Origin of the sequence: Haemophilus influenzae, from assembly GCF_019703545.1 — a bacterium.
Lineage (GTDB): Bacteria > Pseudomonadota > Gammaproteobacteria > Enterobacterales > Pasteurellaceae > Haemophilus > Haemophilus influenzae_E.
On the sequence record NZ_AP018771.1, the window covers coordinates 750,438 to 767,782 of the forward strand.

Here is a 17,345-nt window from a genome sequence, read left to right on the forward strand (position 1 = left end):
GGAGAATGGCGATAATAATAATAATAATAATAATAATAATCAATTGGTTTATTTATAATCATTTGCATTTAATTGCGTAAAATTCAAACTAATTTTGGATTTCAATCTGTACCTGCAAAAATTGGACTAAATAAGCGAGAGATTAAGGTATAGATTTTATGACTAAATATAATTATTTTGACAACAAGTTATTGATTTTTAACTTAAAAAACTAAAGCGCTTACTTTCCAAAAACAACTTTCAAGTTGGCTATATTAAAACTATCTAAGTTTTGAGATACAGATTATTTGTTCAAAATAATCCCAATTTTTTCATTTGTTCAATGACGGGTTCGACTTGAATCTCTGCCATCAAATTTTTCCCTTTTAGTTTGGTTGCCCAAGGTAGTTCAGAAGATGGTTTGCCAAATTCTTTTTGGGCATTTTCTTCATATACAGATACCACGTTATCTAAATTATTATAAGGCGCAGTACGCAAAGGATTGTGATAGGCATATAAGCCAATAACGGGTGTTCCTTGTGTTGTCGCAATATGGGCAGGGCCAGAATCTGGCGAAAGTACCAAATCAACCTTAGAAATTAAAGCGGTAAGCTGTTTTAGGTTTGTTTTTCCTGCAATATTGGTTGGCGTGAAATGGCAAAGTGCGGTAATTTTTTCGACTATTTCTAATTCACGTTTGGCTGGCGAACTGCAGAAAATCACATTGACATTATGCTGATGGGCAATATTGGCAACCTCTGCATAACGTTCGATTAGCCAATCTTTTTCTGCTTTGCTAGAACAAGGGGAAATTAATAAATTTTTACGAGAGAAATCAATAAATTGATCGGCAAATTTATCATCATCTTGTGAGATAGCTAATTCCCATTTCGGTTCTGCTTTCGGTACGCCAATATATTCAGCGAAAGCCATAAATCCATCTAATACGTGAGGGGAAAAAGGATCTCTGATACGACGATTTACAAATAGCCATTGCCCTTCGCGAGAACGTTTTTCTCCAAATCCAATTTTGAATTTTGCTTTAATTCCTAAAGAAAGGATTGATGCACGAAATGCTGTTTGCATATTTAATAGCGCATCAAACTGCTTATTTTTTAGTTGTTTCCAAAGTGATAAAACGCCTTTCCATCCCGCTTTTTTATCATAAGGAATGAGCGTGACATTAGGAATACCCGAAAGCAAACCCATTTCGGTTTTGCCTACAATCCAAGTCACTTCTGTTTGGGGATAATATGCCTGAATGTGCTGAACCACAGCTAAGGCGTGGCAAACATCGCCTACCGCTGACAATCGGAGAATACAAAGGGATTTTGGAGCTTTGGTAAAAAGTGGCATTGGCATTCCTTTATTATTTAATTTGTGCCTATTTTAAAGTAGAATGACCCCATTTTCTATTTATAACAACGTTCTAATGCACCAATTCCAACAAGATAACCAATATTTTATCTTTAATTTTGACCGCACTTTTGAGCAAGCAACCGAGTTTTTCCAAGCGGAATTTTGGCAAAAACAAGACCGACTGATAGGAAGTGCAAAAGGTCGCGGCATCACTTATTTTTTGCAAACTGAAGATTGGTTTGGTGTAAATTGTGCGTTGCGTCATTATTATCGCGGTGGACTTTGGGCTAAACTGAACAAAGATCGTTATCGTTTTTCTGCTCTTGAAACTACCCGTAGTTTTGCTGAGTTTCATTTGTTGCAACGTTTGTATGAAGCGGGGTTACCTGTGCCTAAACCCATTGCTGCACGTATTCAAAAAGGCAAGTTAGGTATTTGCTATCAAGCGGATATTTTGACGGAAAAAATCGAAAATGCGCAGGATTTAACCGCACTTTTACAAACACAAACATTGCCAAAAGAAACTTGGACGCAAATTGGTCGTTTGATTCGAAAACTACATGATTTACAGATTTGCCATACAGACTTGAATGCACACAATATTTTGCTTCAACAAACTGAACAAGGGCAAAAATGTTGGTTACTGGATTTTGATAAGTGCGGCGAAAAATCTGGAGATTTTTGGAAAGTGCAAAATCTGAATCGTTTAAAACGTTCCTTCGAAAAAGAAATTGGACGAATGAATATTCAATTTACCGAGCAAAACTGGGCTGATTTAACAGCAGCTTATCATCAATAAAAGGATTGATTATGAAACAAAAAATCGTACTTGCTACAGGCAATAAAGGAAAAGTAAAAGAAATGGCTGATGTCCTATCTGATTTTGGCTTTGAAGTGATTGCACAAACAGATTTAGGCATTGAAAGCCCAGAAGAAACTGGCTTAACTTTCGTTGAGAATGCTTTATTAAAAGCACGCTATGCCTCAGAGAAATCAGGTTTACCTGCTATTGCAGATGATTCAGGCTTGGTGGTTTCCGCACTTAATGGCGCACCAGGTCTGTATTCTGCTCGTTATGCTGGCGAAGAGGGCAATGATGCTAAAAACCGTGAGAAATTATTGGCAGAGCTTGCTCATGTTGCACAAGATAAACGCCAAGCCAAATTTGTGAGTTGTATCGTGTTTTTACAACATCCAACGGATCCATCGCCAATTATAGCCGAAGGCGAGTGTCACGGTGTGATTGGTTTTGAAGAAAAAGGCGAAAATGGTTTTGGTTATGACAGTTTATTTTTTAGTCCAGAACAAGGTTGCACATTTGCTGAATTAGAAACAGCTGAGAAGAAAAAAATTTCTCATCGTGCAAAGGCATTGAGCGTTTTAAAAAATAAATTATAAAGGTAATAAAATTATTTAATCTATCAATAAAAAATAACCCTAAAAATAATAATTCACACGTTAATCAGAAGATAATTTTATGACAGACAGACAGACAGACAGACAGACAGACAGATGATAAATATTATATTTTCATCTGACAACTATTATGCAACTTATTTAGCTGTAAGTATTTTTAGCATTATTAAAAATACACCTGAAAAAATAAATTTTTATATTCTTGATATGAAAATAAATCAGGAAAATAAGACCATAATAAATAATTTAGCAAGCTCATACTCCTGTAAAGTATTTTTCTTGCCTGTTTGTGAGGCTGATTTTCAAAACTTTCCAAAAACAATAGATTACATATCTTTAGCGACTTACGCTAGACTAAATTTAACTAAATATATAAAGAATATAGAAAAAGCTATTTATATTGATGTAGATACATTAACAAACTCTTCACTTCAAGAACTTTGGGATATAGATATAACGAACTATTATTTGGCAGCATGTCGAGATACTTTTATTGACGTAAAAAATGAAGCTTATAAAAAATCCATTGGTTTAGAAGGATATTCTTATTTTAATGCAGGTATATTATTAATTAATTTAAATAAATGGAAAGAAGAAAATATTTTCCAAAAATCAATAAACTGGATGAATAAATACAATAATGTTATGAAATACCAAGATCAAGATATTCTAAATGGTATCTGTAAAGGAAAAGTAAAATTTATTAATAATAGATTTAATTTTACACCAACGGATCGAGGTTTGATTAAAAAGAAAAATTTATTACACATAAAAATGCCAATAATTATTTCTCATTATTGTGGTCCATATAAATTTTGGCACAAAAAATGCAGTCACTTAAATTGTCATATAGGAAATTTACTTTTAAAAGAAATGGATAAAATTATTGATATACCATCATCTTGGTATGATCATTTTGAGAAAATCCCTTTTTTAATTAAAATAAAAAGATTAAGAAAGAGAATAAAAGATAAATTAATATATGGCATTTATTAAAAATTATCTGTTTTAATAATTATTAATTTCTTCTAACTCTGGATTAGATCAATAGCTTTATTGCCTATTTTTTAACTAATCTTCTAAAGATTTTTATTTTTTATAGTAAAAAACTTGACTAAACCAGAGTAAATCTTTATAGTTCGCCTACCTTTTACGGTGAGATGTCCGAGTGGTTGAAGGAGCACGCCTGGAAAGCGTGTATGTGGGAAACTGCATCAAGGGTTCAAATCCCTTTCTCACCGCCACTAATCCTGTCAAATAATATCTATCTCGTTAAAAAATATAAATTTAATCTGTATCTTTCATTAGTCTCTATTTTTATTAAAAGCAATTTAAGAAAAAATTAATCAAACGCTTAGGAAATTTATACGTATTTGCCGAGCGGTTTTTTAGATTTTTTGGTGTGTTTTATAAAATAAAATTTCGCTCTGTAGGGCATTGTTTAAGTTTATGAAGTTATTGAAGATAAAGTTGTCGTTTATGTTCTTGTAGTGGATAAGCGTGAATGTACTGAAGTTTACATCGCCGTGCACGATAGGTTAAATTAATCTATATTTAATAAAATTTATTAATATTTTGAGTTAATATCATCAATTTTTAGTGATTTAATTGTTTCATCTAAAATTAATCTGACAGACATATTATTTTACAATAAGACTGCCAGATTAGATTTTATCTACAGTATTTAGTTTTCAAAAGAATCCTTTAAACGTTCATCAGCTCGGCGAGATTCACTTTTATGTTGAAGTTTATTAAGCTGACGTTCTAATTTTTCTTCCACTTCATTAATTGCTTTATACATATCATCTGAAGTTGCACTGGCTAATAAATTGCCTAAGGGTGTGCCAATAGAGGCTTCAACACTAAATCCATTAGGTACTTTGTTTAAAACAAAATGTGGGCTAATTAACTGCGTTTGCCACTTACCTAACTTCGCAAGTCTTTCCTCCAAGTGTTCACGAATTGCAGGAGTGATGTCCATTTGTTTACTGGTAATATTAAGTGTCATAGCATTTACCTCTTTGTTGCGTGATTTAAATTCTAGTTAATAACAAAATAGTGTTCTTATTTTAGATTTTCAAGTGTTTTAAAGATAAATATCAGAGTAATTTTCAAAAGAATGATCTATGTCTCATGTTTAAATATCTATTATTTTAGAGAAATTATTATATGACGCCCCCTATTGAATTAAAGTGCTTGATAAATCCTGTAATTGTTTGTTATACGCGGTAGTGAGTGTTAAAACAATGCGATTTAAACGTTCCGAAGTATAATATTGTTTATCTGATACATTTGGTGTAAAAATAATACCATCTCGGCGCATATGTAAAATAGATACGGTAAGCACACTTACATCAGCTGTCATAACTTGTTCTATTTGATATTTTATTTCTATAGATTTATCGCCAATTCGTTCTGTTTTTGCCCAATCAGTTGTTAAAATCGAACCATCTGTTGTGGATGAAATACCCTCATCTTTCAATAAACGCTTAACTTGCTGAAGATTATATAGTTTTGCCTGTTGTTTTGGATAGACAATCAACGAACGCTCGCCATCAAATTTTGTTATTGAATTTTGAATAATAGCGAGAGGGATTAATGGTGGGCGAATATCAATATCTTCCCCTTTTTTCACTTCAATATTAGGTAATGAATAGGCATCATCAGCTTTTGGTAACTGTACACCTCCAGTAGCCAAAGGGGAAAAATGGGGAATGCTCGTCTCAGATTTTTGAAATGAATCGTTGGTTGCTTTTAAGGTTTCAGGATTAGACGAACAACCAGCTAGAATAATAGCCGTTACTAAATTCAATATTATTTTTTTCATATATTAACCTTAACTAAATTGAAAATTTGATAAATTCTGACCGCACTTTTTGATTATTTTACTGATCTATAATACATAAAAGTGAGGGGTAATTACTTACCCCTTTATTTTTATAACAATCCTGCGATTTTTAGCGCATCTTCTACTTTTGGTTGAATTTCTTCACTAAGTGTTGTAAGTGGCAAGCGTAAATGTGGCGATTTAATTAAGCCTAAGCGATAAGCTGCCCACTTCACTGGAATTGGATTAGATTCAATGAACAGGTCGTGATGCAAACGCATTAAACGAGCATTAATTTCTTCCGCTTTATCAAAATCTCCCGCAAGTGCATAACGGCACATATCAGCCATATCTTTTGCTGCAATGTTATTTGTTACTGATATTACTCCTTCAGCACCTAATTTTATTGCTTCTAAGCCTGTTGTATCATTGCCACTTAAAACAATAAAATTCTTACCTGCAAGCTGCTTAATTTTAACTATTCGGCTAACATCTCCCGTTGCTTCCTTAATGCCTACAATATTTTCAATTTCAGCTAAACGAGCAACTGTTTCTGGCTTCATATCACTGCCTGTGCGACTAGGAACGTTATAAAGAATCTGTGGTAAATTAGTACATTCCGCAATGGCTTTAAAGTGTTGATATATTCCCTCTTGGGTTGGTTTATTATAATAAGGCACAACAGATAAACATCCTGCTACGCCACTGTCTCGTAATAATTTAGTCATTGTAATTGCTTCACTTGTCGCATTTGCCCCCGCTCCCGCAATAATAGGAATACGTCCTTTGGCAAATTCAACGGTCTTTTCAATGACTTTTACATTTTCTTCAATACTTAGCGTGGCAGATTCTCCCGTTGTACCCACAGAAACAAGCGCATTAGAACCAGCTTCAATGTGGTGTTCTACTAATTTTTCTAAACAGGAAAAATCGACTTCGCCATAATGATTCATTGGCGTAACAAGGGCAACTATGCTACCCGAAAATAAAGAATTTTGCGCTGACATATAACCTCCGTCGGTTTTTAATTTTATTATTTGGTTTCACTTGTTATAGTCGCTAAAATAACTTTAATTTGCAAATTTTTTTTCATTAAAGGAGTTTTTTATGAATCCATTATCTGTTGGTAATCAAGCACCTGCTTTTACCTTATTAAATCAACAAGAAAAATTTGTTTCTTTAAATGATTTTCGTGGTAAAAAAGTTTTAATTTATTTTTATCCAAAGGCTCTCACTCCAGGCTGTACCACACAAGCCTGCGGATTGCGCGACAGTAAATCTGAATTAGATGCACTAGGTTTAGTTGTACTTGGTATTAGTCCTGATGCCCCGAAAAAATTAGCTCAATTTATTGAGAAAAAAGAACTTAATTTCACATTGCTTTCTGATCCTGATCATCAAGTTGCGGAGCAATTTGGCGTATGGGGCGAAAAAAAATTTATGGGGAGAACTTACGACGGTATTCATCGAATTAGTTTTTTAATCAATGAAAGCGGAACTATTATGCAAGTATTTGATAAATTTAAGATAAAAGACCATCATCAAATGATCATTGATTATCTTCGTTCCCTATAATATTTCAAAAAATAACCGCACTTTTCCACATAAAGTGCGGTAAAAAATTCAGAAATTTTTCAATTCAAGGTTTACGCATTATTCAGCCTTTGCTAGAATTCCCCGAGTGATTGAAATTCATTCTCAATTATATTCTCAAAAAAATTTCTCAAATAACAAGGAAAAAAAATGGTACAACTTTTTGATTTTTTACAACAGTACAGTGATTATTTTATCATCGGTTTATTATTACTGATGAGCATTATTATGCTTGCGATGGTAATTGAACGTTATCTTTTTTTAAGAAAGGTAAGCGTGGCACATTATTCTACTATTCACGCATTAGATATTGATTTAAACCGTAATATGACAGTGATTTCTACCATCGGTGCAAATGCGCCTTATGTTGGATTACTTGGTACAGTTATCGGGATTTTATTAACTTTCTATCAAATCGGTCACGGCGGTGGCGACATTGATCCAAGTGTAATTATGTTGCACTTATCTTTAGCATTAAAAGCAACTGCATTAGGTATTCTAGTGGCTATTCCCTCTATGGTGTTTTATAACGGTTTGGGGCGTAAAGTTGAAGTTAATCGTTTAAAATGGAAAGTATTAAGCGAACAAAAAGATAAGGAATAATTCGTGAAAAAATTCGATGAAATCAACATTATCCCTTTCATTGATATTATGTTGGTGCTACTTACTGTGGTGCTTATTACTGCATCTTTTATCTCTCAAGGTAAAATTCAAGTAAATGTACCAAAAGCTAGTACAGCGGTCGCATTTAAATCTGACGAGCTAGCTAAATTATTGACAGTGACAGCGGATAAACAACTCTATTTTAATGATAAACCTATTTCTCAAGAAGCTCTAGAGGCAGAAATTGCTCAATGGAATAAAGATCAGAAAGTAACTTTAAAAATTGATGCCGAAGCCTCTTTCCAAGATTTTGTGACGATTACAGATATGCTTTCTAAAAATGAAATCAAAAATGTGGCAATTGTTTCTATGAAAGATAAGGGAAAAAGTGCGGGTGAAAATTCTCAAGAATCTACTCCTTCCCAATCTGTACCAACTACGCCGTAAGGAATAATTATGCAGCAAACAAAACGTTCGCTATTGGGTTTGCTTGTTTCTTTGATCACACACGGTATTGTTATAGGATTTATCTTATGGAATTGGAATGAGCCAAGTGATAGTGCAAATAGCGCACAAGGCGATATATCTACAAGTATTTCTATGGAACTATTACAGGGCATGGTGTTGGAAGAACCTGCTCCAGAGCCAGAAGATGTACAAAAAGAGCCAGAGCCTGAGCCAGAAAATGTACAAAAAGAGCCAGAACCAGAAAAACAAGAAATTGTAGAAGATCCAACAATAAAACCTGAACCGAAAAAAATCAAAGAACCAGAAAAGGAAAAGCCAAAACCCAAAGAAAAGCCGAAGAAGAAACCTAAAAAAGAGGTTAAACCACAAAAGAAACCAATCAATAAAGAGCTACCAAAAGGCGATGAAAATATTGATTCAAGTGCCAACGTAAATGATAAAGCAAGTACAACAAGTGCAGCTAATAGCAATGCACAGGTAGCAGGAAGTGGAACGGATACGAGTGAAATAGCGGCTTACCGTTCTGCAATCCGCCGTGAAATTGAAAGCCATAAACGTTATCCAACTCGAGCAAAGATAATGCGCAAACAAGGAAAAGTGAGTGTATCTTTTAATGTAGGAGCTGATGGTTCGTTAAGTGGTGCTAAGGTTACAAAATCCTCAGGCGATGAAAGTTTAGATAAGGCGGCATTAGACGCTATTAACGTATCTCGCTCTGTTGGAACAAGACCCGCAGGATTTCCTTCGAGTTTAAGTGTGCAAATTAGTTTTACTCTTCAATAAAATGTGATATGGAAGATAAATGGTAGCAATTAATCTTCCCTAAAACTAAAGCTATAAAATTAAGGACTAAATCTATAATCATAGATTTAGTCCTTTTAATTAGTAAAATAAAAAGAGAAGCTCTCGTTTATTCAGCTTCTCTTTGATTTTTATCATTTACTTTTCAATCTATGTAATTTAGAACGGAATATCGTCATCAAATCCATCCATTGGTGGTTCAGCCTGTGGTGTAGATTGTTGTGGAGCAGGGCGAGATGATTGATAACTATTACCATTGTTAGTTTGACGAGCTTGGTAAGAAGGTTGTGGCGCACCGCCCATATCATTACCATAACCACTTGCGTTTTGATTACGTCCACCAAGCATTTGCATTACATCGCCTTGAATTTCTGTGGTGTAACGATCTTGACCGTTTTGATCTTGCCATTTACGTGTTTTTAAACGACCCTCCACATACACTTGAGAGCCTTTGCGTAAATATTCGCCGCAAATCTCTGCTTGACGACGATAGAATACAATGCGGTGCCATTCTGTTACTTCACGGCGTTCGCCAGTATTACGGTCGTTCCAGCTTTCACTGGTTGCTACGCTGATATTTGCAACGGCATCGCCGTTTGGCATAGTACGAATTTCAGGATCATTACCTAAATGACCTACAATAATGACTTTATTAATTCCAGCCATAAAAAAACCTCATTTTTTATCTAAAAAAGTGCGGTTATTTTGCCTGAAATTTTTTAAAAGATCTATATATTTTAACTGGATATTTGCACAGATATTAAAATATGCGATAATGATCGCAAAATTTACATTTATTTCATACTTTTGAGTTATTTTATGGAAAATATCGATATTCGCGGGGCTAGAACCCATAACCTGAAAAATATTAATTTAACTATTCCACGCAATAAACTTGTGGTGATTACTGGGCTTTCAGGTTCGGGAAAATCCTCTTTAGCCTTTGATACACTTTATGCGGAAGGGCAACGCCGCTATGTTGAATCTCTTTCGGCGTATGCACGCCAGTTTTTATCTTTAATGGAAAAGCCTGATGTGGATTCTATTGAGGGACTTTCCCCTGCAATTTCCATTGAACAAAAATCTACCTCACACAATCCACGTTCTACGGTGGGAACAATTACGGAAATTTACGATTATTTACGTTTATTGTTTGCACGAGTAGGGGAGCCGTGTTGTCCAGATCATGATGTTCCATTAACGGCACAAACAATTAGTCAAATGGTGGATAAAGTATTAAGTTTGCCAGAAGACAGCAAGATGATGTTACTTGCGCCAGTTGTCAAAAATCGAAAAGGCGAACATGTTAAGATTTTAGAAAATATTGCTGCGCAAGGTTATATTCGTGCGCGTATTGATGGCGAAATTTGCGATTTATCTGATCCGCCAAAATTAGCCTTACAGAAAAAACATACTATTGAAGTAGTGGTTGATCGTTTTAAAGTGCGGTCAGATTTAGCAACACGTTTAGCCGAATCTTTTGAAACCGCATTAGAGCTTTCTGGTGGCACCGCAATTGTGGCAGAAATGGATAATCCGAAAGCAGAAGAATTAGTTTTTTCGGCAAATTTTGCTTGTCCCCATTGTGGTTATTCTGTGCCAGAATTAGAGCCTCGTTTGTTTTCCTTTAACAATCCTGCAGGTGCTTGCCCAACTTGTGATGGCTTGGGTGTGCAGCAATATTTTGATGAAGATCGTGTGGTGCAAAATCCAACTATTTCTCTTGCTGGTGGTGCGGTAAAAGGTTGGGATCGTCGTAATTTCTATTATTATCAAATGCTTACCTCATTGGCGAAACATTATCATTTTGATGTTGAAGCCCCTTATGAATCTTTGCCAAAGAAAATTCAACACATCATTATGCAGGGTTCAGGCAAAGAGGAAATTGAATTCCAATATATGAATGATCGTGGTGATGTGGTTATTCGCAAGCATCCTTTTGAAGGGATTTTGAATAATATGGCTCGCCGATATAAAGAAACGGAATCAATGTCGGTGCGTGAAGAATTAGCAAAAAATATTAGCAATCGACCTTGTATAGATTGTGGCGGATCTCGTTTACGACCCGAAGCGCGTAATGTGTATATTGGAAAAACCAATTTGCCGATAATTGCGGAAAAAAGCATTGGCGAAACCCTCGAATTTTTTACCGCACTTTCTTTAACAGGTCAAAAAGCGCAAATTGCAGAAAAAATTCTTAAAGAAATTCGCGAGCGTTTGCAATTTTTAGTCAATGTAGGTTTGAATTATCTTTCTCTTTCTCGTTCTGCGGAAACCCTTTCAGGCGGGGAAGCGCAACGTATTCGCCTTGCGAGTCAAATTGGTGCGGGACTTGTTGGCGTAATGTATGTATTAGATGAACCCTCTATTGGCTTGCACCAACGTGATAATGAACGCTTACTTAATACGTTAATTCATTTGCGTAATCTTGGTAATACGGTAATTGTCGTGGAACACGATGAAGATGCGATTCGTGCAGCTGACCATATTATTGATATTGGGCCTGGTGCTGGCGTGCATGGCGGACAAGTTATTGCACAAGGAAATGCCGATGAAATTATGCTCAATCCAAATTCCATCACAGGAAAATTTTTATCGGGTGCAGATAAAATCGAAATCCCGAAAAAACGCACCGCACTTGATAAGAAAAAATGGCTCAAACTTAAAGGTGCATCAGGTAATAACTTAAAAAATGTGAATTTAGATATTCCCGTTGGTTTGTTTACTTGCGTAACTGGTGTGTCTGGTTCAGGAAAATCCACACTTATTAATGACACCTTATTTCCACTTGCGCAAAATGCGTTAAATAGAGCGGAAAAGACGGATTATGCACCTTATCAATCTATCGAGGGATTAGAACATTTCGATAAAGTTATTGATATTAACCAAAGCCCGATTGGACGCACGCCACGTTCAAATCCAGCCACTTATACAGGCTTATTTACCCCAATTCGCGAGCTTTTTGCAGGTGTGCCAGAAGCGCGTGCGCGTGGTTATAATCCTGGGCGTTTTAGCTTTAACGTACGAGGTGGACGCTGTGAAGCCTGTCAGGGCGATGGTGTACTCAAAGTTGAAATGCACTTTTTGCCCGATGTTTATGTTCCTTGCGACCAATGTAAAGGCAAACGCTATAATCGCGAAACCTTAGAAATTCGTTATAAAGGCAAAACAATTCATCAAGTTTTAGATATGACAGTGGAAGAAGCTCGCGAGTTTTTTGATGCGATTCCAATGATTGCAAGAAAATTACAAACCTTGATGGATGTGGGATTATCCTATATTCGATTAGGTCAATCTTCCACAACACTTTCAGGCGGCGAAGCACAACGCGTTAAGCTAGCGACCGAGCTTTCTAAACGTGATACGGGTAAAACTTTGTATATTCTAGATGAACCGACGACTGGTTTGCATTTTGCTGACATTAAGCAATTACTTGAAGTATTGCATCGATTACGCGACCAAGGAAATACTATTGTCGTCATTGAACACAATCTTGATGTGATTAAAACCGCAGACTGGATTGTCGATCTTGGCCCAGAGGGAGGCAGTGGCGGCGGACAAATTATTGCGACGGGTACACCAGAGCAAGTTGCTAAAGTAAAAAGCTCCCACACCGCTCGCTTCCTTAAACTGATTTTAGAAAAACCTTAGAAAAAATGACCGCACTTTCAGAGAAAACTCACATAAAGTGCGGTTATTTTATTAGTGATATTGTTTTAACTTTAGTCGCCTATGTAAATTATATACAATATTACCACATCGCAAGATTAGATTACCCACTAAGTATTAAGCAAAAACCTAGAAATTTTGGCTTAATTACTATATAGTTTTACTCATTTATTTTCTTTTGTGCCTTTTAGTTCGTTTTTTTAGCTAAAATCCCTTAGAAAATCACCGCACTTTTATTGTTCAATAGTCGTTTAACCACGTATTTTTTAATACGAAAAATTACTTAATTAAATAAACATTATGAAAAAAACTGTATTTCGTCTGAATTTTTTAACCGCTTGCATTTCATTAGGGATAGTATCGCAAGCGTGGGCAGGTCATACTTATTTTGGGATTGACTACCAATATTATCGTGATTTTGCCGAGAATAAAGGGAAGTTCACAGTTGGGGCTAAAAATATTGAGGTTTATAACAAGAAAGGGGAAATGATAGGTGCGATGATGAAAGATGTACCTATGCCTGATTTATCTCCCATGGTTCGTGGTGGTTATGCAACGTTGATAAGTGAACAGCATTTAATTAGCGTCGCACATAATGTAGGGTATGATGGCGTTGATTTTGGTATGGAGGGAAGAAATCCAGACCAACATCGTTTTAAATATAAAGTAGTAAAACGATATAATTATAAGGGCGGTGATAGACAATATAATGATTATCAACATCCAAGATTAGAGAAATTTGTAACGGAAACCGCACCTATTGAAATGGTTTCATATATGGACGGTAATCGTTACAAAAATTTTAATCAATATCCTTTGCGAGTTAGAGTTGGAAGTGGGCATCAATGGTGGAAAGACGCTAATAATAAAACCATTGGAGATTTAGCCTATGGAGGTTCATGGTTAATAGGTGGAAATACTTTTGAAGATGGATCAGCTGGTAACGGTACATTAGAATTAAATGGGCGAGTACAAAATCCTAATAAATATGGCCCACTACCTACAGCAGGTTCATTCGGGGATAGTGGTTCTCCAATGTTTATTTATGATAAGGTAGTTAAGAAATGGTTATTAAATGGTGTGTTACGTGAAGGAAATCCTTATGATGCAGTAGGAAACAGCTACCAAATCACACGAAAAAATTATTTTCAAGATATTCTTGGTCAAGACATTACAGTTAATTTTTTAGATACTAATGCTGAATATAAATTTAATATAGGAAGTGATCATAATGGAATAGTGACAACAATCAAAAGTACATTACCTGTACGTGCAAAACAACCACCACAAACAGTGGGGCTTTATGATAACAGCCAACTTCATGATGCTAGAGATAAAAATGGCGATGAAGCCCCCACTTATGGAGGTCCTAATCCATGGTCGCCAGCATTACATCATGGGAAAAGTATTTACTTTGGCGATCGAGGAACAGGAACTTTAACAATTGAAAATAATATAAATCAAGGTGCTGGTGGATTGTACTTTGAAGGTAATTTTGTTGTAAAAGGCAGTCAAAATAATATAACTTGGCAAGGTGCAGGCGTATCTATTGGACAAGATGCAACTGTTGAATGGAAAGTTCACAATCCTGAAAATGATCGCCTATCTAAAATTGGTGTCGGGACACTCCTTGTAAATGGTATAGGTAAAAACTTAGGCTCAATTAGCGTAGGTAACGGCAAAGTCATTTTAGATCAACAAGCAGATGAAGCGGGTCAAAAACAAGCTTTCAAAGAAGTTGGTATTGTAAGCGGTCGAGCAACAGTTCAATTAAATAGTACAGATCAAGTTGATCCTAACAATATCTATTTCGGTTTTCGTGGTGGTCGCTTAGATCTTAACGGACATTCATTAACCTTTAAACGTATCCAAAATACGGACGAGGGGGCGATGATTGTGAACCATAATACCACTCAAGTGGCTAATGTTACTATTACAGGTTATGACACCATAAATGATGATTTAAAACAATTAACTAATAAGCGAGATATTGCATTTAACGGTTGGTTTGGCGAAACAGATGAAAATAAACACAATGGGCGATTAAACCTTATTTATCAACCCACTGCAGAAGATAGCACTTTACTACTTTCAGGCGGTACAAACTTAAACGGCGATATTACCCAAACAAAAGGTAAACTATTTTTCAGCGGTAGACCGACACCGCACGCCTACAATCATTTGAACGAACGTTGGTCAAAAATGGAAAATATACCACAAGGCGAAATTGTGTGGGATCACGATTGGATCAACCGCACATTTAAAGCTGAAAACTTCCAAATTAAAGGCGGAAGTGCGGTGGTTTCTCGCAATGTTTCTAAAATTGAGGGAAATTGGACAATCAGCAATAACGCCAACGCTACATTTGGTGTTGTGCCAAATCAACAAAATACCATTTGCACGCGTTCAGATTGGACAGGATTAACAGAATGTAAATCGGAAAATCTAACAGAACAAAAAACAATTGATTCATTACCAAGAACAAAAGTCAATGGTAATGTGCATTTAATGAACTCAGCAAGTGCGGTGGCATCGGGCTTAGTTGATTTAATCGGTAACGTGACTTTAACGCAGAATAGTCAATTTACATTAAGCCATAATGCAACCCAAACTGGTTCGTTAAGCCTTGTTAATCAGGCGAATGCCACCGTGAATAATGCAACTTTAACGGGCGATGTAAATTTAGCGGATACTAGCCGTTTTACATTAAGCAATCAAGCAACACAGATTGGCACAATCAGTCTTCATCAGCAAGCTCAAGCAACGGTGGACAATGCAAATTTGAACGGTAATGTGCATTTAACGGATTCTGCTCAATTTTCTTTAAAAAACAGCCATTTTTCGCACCAAATTCAGGGCGACAAAGACACAACAGTGACGTTGGAAAATGCGACTTGGACAATGCCTAGCGATACTACATTGCAGAATTTAACTCTAAATAATAGTACTGTTACGTTAAATTCAGCTTATTCAGCTAGTCCAAACAATGCGCCACGCCGTCGTCGCCGTTCATTAGAGACGGAAACAACGCCAACATCGGCTGAACATCGTTTCAACACATTGACAGTAAATGGTAAATTGAGCGGGCAAGGCACATTCCAATTTACTTCATCTTTATTTGGCTATAAAAGCGATAAATTAAAATTATCCGATGACGCTGAGGGCGATTACACATTATCTGTTCGCAACACAGGCACAGAACCCGTGACCCTTGAGCAATTAACTTTGGTTGAAAGCAAAGATAATAAACCGTTATCAGATAAGCTCAAATTTACTTTAGAAAATGACCACGTTGATGCAGGTGCATTACGTTATAAATTAGTGAAGAATAACGGCGAATTCCGCTTGCATAATCCAATAAAAGAGCAGGAATTGCGTAATGATTTAGTAAAAGCAGAGCAAACAGAACGAACATTAGAAGCAAAACAAGCTGAGCTGGTGCCAAGAACACAAAGCCCTAAAGCAAAAGCGCGGTCAAAAAGAGCATTGAGAGCAGTGTTTTCTGATCCCCCGCTTGATCAAAGCCTGTTAAACGTATTACAAGCCGCACTTGAGGTTATTGATGTCCAACAGCAAGTGGAAAAAGAGCGTAAAGCTCAAGAGCAAGCTGAAAGACAACGCAAACAAAAAGACTTGATCAGCCGTTATTCAAATAGTGCGTTATCAGAATTATCTGCAACAGTAAATAGTATGCTTTCTGTTCAAGATGAATTAGATCGTCTTTTTGTAGATCAAGCACAATCTGCCGTGTGGACAAATATCGCACAGGATAAAAGACGTTATGATTCTGATGCGTTTCGTGCTTATCAGCAGAAAACGAACTTGCGTCAAATTGGGGTGCAAAAAGCCTTAGCTAACGGACGAATTGGGGCGGTTTTCTCGCATAGCCGTTCAGATAATACCTTTGACGAACAGGTTAAAAATCATGCGACATTAACGATGATGTCGGGTTTTGCCCAATATCAATGGGGCGATTTACAATTTGGTGTAAACGTGGGCGCGGGAATCAGTGCGAGTAAAATGGCTGAAGAACAAAGCCGAAAAATTCATCGAAAAGCGATAAATTATGGTGTGAATGCAAGTTATCAGTTCCGTTTAGGGCAATTGGGTATTCAGCCTTATTTGGGTGTTAATCGATATTTTATTGAACGTGAAAATTATCAATCTGAAGAAGTGAAAGTGCAAACACCGAGCCTTGCATTTAATCGCTATAATGCTGGTGTACGGGTCGATTATACATTTACCCCGACAGATAATATCACCGTTAAGCCTTATTTCTTCGTCAATTATGTTGATGTTTCAAACACTAACGTACAAACCACTGTAAATAGCACGATGTTGCAACAATCATTTGGGCGTTATTGGCAAAAAGAAGTGGGATTAAAGGCAGAAATTTTACATTTCCAAATTTCCGCTTTTATCTCAAAATCTCAAGGTTCACAACTCGGCAAACAGCAAAATGTGGGCGTGAAATTGGGCTATCGTTGGTAAAAATCAACATAATTTTATCGTTTATTGATAAACAAGGTGGGTCAGATCAGATCCCACCTTTTTTATTCCAATAATGGAACTTTATTTTATTAAAGGTATCTAAGTAGCACCCTATATAGGGGATTAATTAAGAGGATTT

The 17,345-nt window shown here is 36.0% G+C and carries 14 protein-coding genes and 1 tRNA gene; 10 read left to right on the top strand and 5 right to left on the bottom strand.

All coding sequences use genetic code 11. The annotated features are described in order from the left end of the window. Nucleotides 1-291 precede the first annotated feature (291 nt). The gene (locus K6J66_RS03775; RefSeq protein ID WP_110442690.1) at nucleotides 292-1,335 is read right to left on the bottom strand and encodes a glycosyltransferase family 9 protein; all 1,044 of its coding nucleotides are present in this window, start codon (nucleotides 1,333-1,335) and stop codon (nucleotides 292-294) included. Between the two features lie 76 nt (nucleotides 1,336-1,411). On the opposite strand from K6J66_RS03775, the gene K6J66_RS03780 reads away from it, so the two are divergent. The 4 genes from K6J66_RS03780 (at nucleotide 1,412) to K6J66_RS03795 (ending at nucleotide 3,998) form a co-directional block, all read left to right on the top strand. After that, a complete protein-coding gene (locus K6J66_RS03780; RefSeq protein ID WP_110442691.1) occupies nucleotides 1,412-2,137 on the top strand; it encodes a 3-deoxy-D-manno-octulosonic acid kinase in 726 nt (241 codons plus the stop codon). An 11-nt stretch (nucleotides 2,138-2,148) separates the two neighbouring features. Next, a complete protein-coding gene (gene rdgB / locus K6J66_RS03785; RefSeq protein ID WP_110442692.1) occupies nucleotides 2,149-2,736 on the top strand; it encodes an RdgB/HAM1 family non-canonical purine NTP pyrophosphatase in 588 nt (195 codons plus the stop codon). A gap of 117 nt (nucleotides 2,737-2,853) precedes the next feature. After that, a complete protein-coding gene (locus tag K6J66_RS03790; RefSeq protein WP_110442693.1) occupies nucleotides 2,854-3,750 on the top strand; it encodes a glycosyltransferase family 8 protein in 897 nt (298 codons plus the stop codon). A gap of 158 nt (nucleotides 3,751-3,908) precedes the next feature. After that, nucleotides 3,909-3,998 (top strand) — tRNA-Ser (locus tag K6J66_RS03795). Nucleotides 3,999-4,438: 440 nt separating this feature from the next. On the opposite strand, the gene hpf is transcribed toward K6J66_RS03795, so the two are convergent. From hpf to dapA, 3 genes are all read right to left on the bottom strand, one after another. Next, entirely contained in the window at nucleotides 4,439-4,762 is a 324-nt protein-coding gene (hpf, locus tag K6J66_RS03800; RefSeq protein WP_005653397.1) for a ribosome hibernation-promoting factor, HPF/YfiA family, read from the bottom strand. Between the two features lie 171 nt (nucleotides 4,763-4,933). Next, nucleotides 4,934-5,581 (bottom strand): outer membrane protein assembly factor BamC, encoded by a 648-nt coding sequence (bamC, locus tag K6J66_RS03805; protein WP_005668207.1) that lies wholly within the window; start codon nucleotides 5,579-5,581, stop codon nucleotides 4,934-4,936. 110 nt (nucleotides 5,582-5,691) lie between these two features. Then, on the bottom strand, nucleotides 5,692-6,588 hold the full coding sequence (dapA, locus tag K6J66_RS03810) for a 4-hydroxy-tetrahydrodipicolinate synthase (protein WP_038439192.1): 897 nt from the start codon (nucleotides 6,586-6,588) through the stop codon (nucleotides 5,692-5,694). Nucleotides 6,589-6,688: 100 nt separating this feature from the next. Between dapA and bcp the strand changes: the two genes are divergently transcribed. From bcp to K6J66_RS03830, 4 genes are all read left to right on the top strand, one after another. Next, entirely contained in the window at nucleotides 6,689-7,156 is a 468-nt protein-coding gene (gene bcp, locus K6J66_RS03815; protein ID WP_038439191.1) for a thioredoxin-dependent thiol peroxidase, read from the top strand. A gap of 168 nt (nucleotides 7,157-7,324) precedes the next feature. Then, nucleotides 7,325-7,777, top strand: a complete 453-nt coding sequence (gene exbB, locus K6J66_RS03820) for a TonB-system energizer ExbB (protein WP_005648856.1) — start codon at nucleotides 7,325-7,327, stop codon at nucleotides 7,775-7,777. Nucleotides 7,778-7,780: 3 nt separating this feature from the next. Next, a complete protein-coding gene (exbD, locus tag K6J66_RS03825; protein WP_005648853.1) occupies nucleotides 7,781-8,224 on the top strand; it encodes a TonB system transport protein ExbD in 444 nt (147 codons plus the stop codon). 9 nt (nucleotides 8,225-8,233) lie between these two features. Next, nucleotides 8,234-9,028, top strand: a complete 795-nt coding sequence (locus tag K6J66_RS03830; RefSeq protein ID WP_038439189.1) for an energy transducer TonB — start codon at nucleotides 8,234-8,236, stop codon at nucleotides 9,026-9,028. A 177-nt stretch (nucleotides 9,029-9,205) separates the two neighbouring features. On the opposite strand, the gene K6J66_RS03835 is transcribed toward K6J66_RS03830, so the two are convergent. Next, nucleotides 9,206-9,712: a single-stranded DNA-binding protein gene (locus K6J66_RS03835; protein ID WP_038439187.1), complete on the bottom strand. Its 507-nt coding sequence runs from the start codon at nucleotides 9,710-9,712 to the stop codon at nucleotides 9,206-9,208. A 153-nt stretch (nucleotides 9,713-9,865) separates the two neighbouring features. Between K6J66_RS03835 and uvrA the strand changes: the two genes are divergently transcribed. After that, on the top strand, nucleotides 9,866-12,697 hold the full coding sequence (gene uvrA, locus K6J66_RS03840) for an excinuclease ABC subunit UvrA (RefSeq protein WP_038439185.1): 2,832 nt from the start codon (nucleotides 9,866-9,868) through the stop codon (nucleotides 12,695-12,697). A gap of 318 nt (nucleotides 12,698-13,015) precedes the next feature. Then, nucleotides 13,016-17,206, top strand: a complete 4,191-nt coding sequence (hap, locus tag K6J66_RS03845) for an adhesion and penetration autotransporter Hap (protein ID WP_110442689.1) — start codon at nucleotides 13,016-13,018, stop codon at nucleotides 17,204-17,206. The last annotated feature ends 139 nt before the right edge of the window (nucleotides 17,207-17,345 follow it).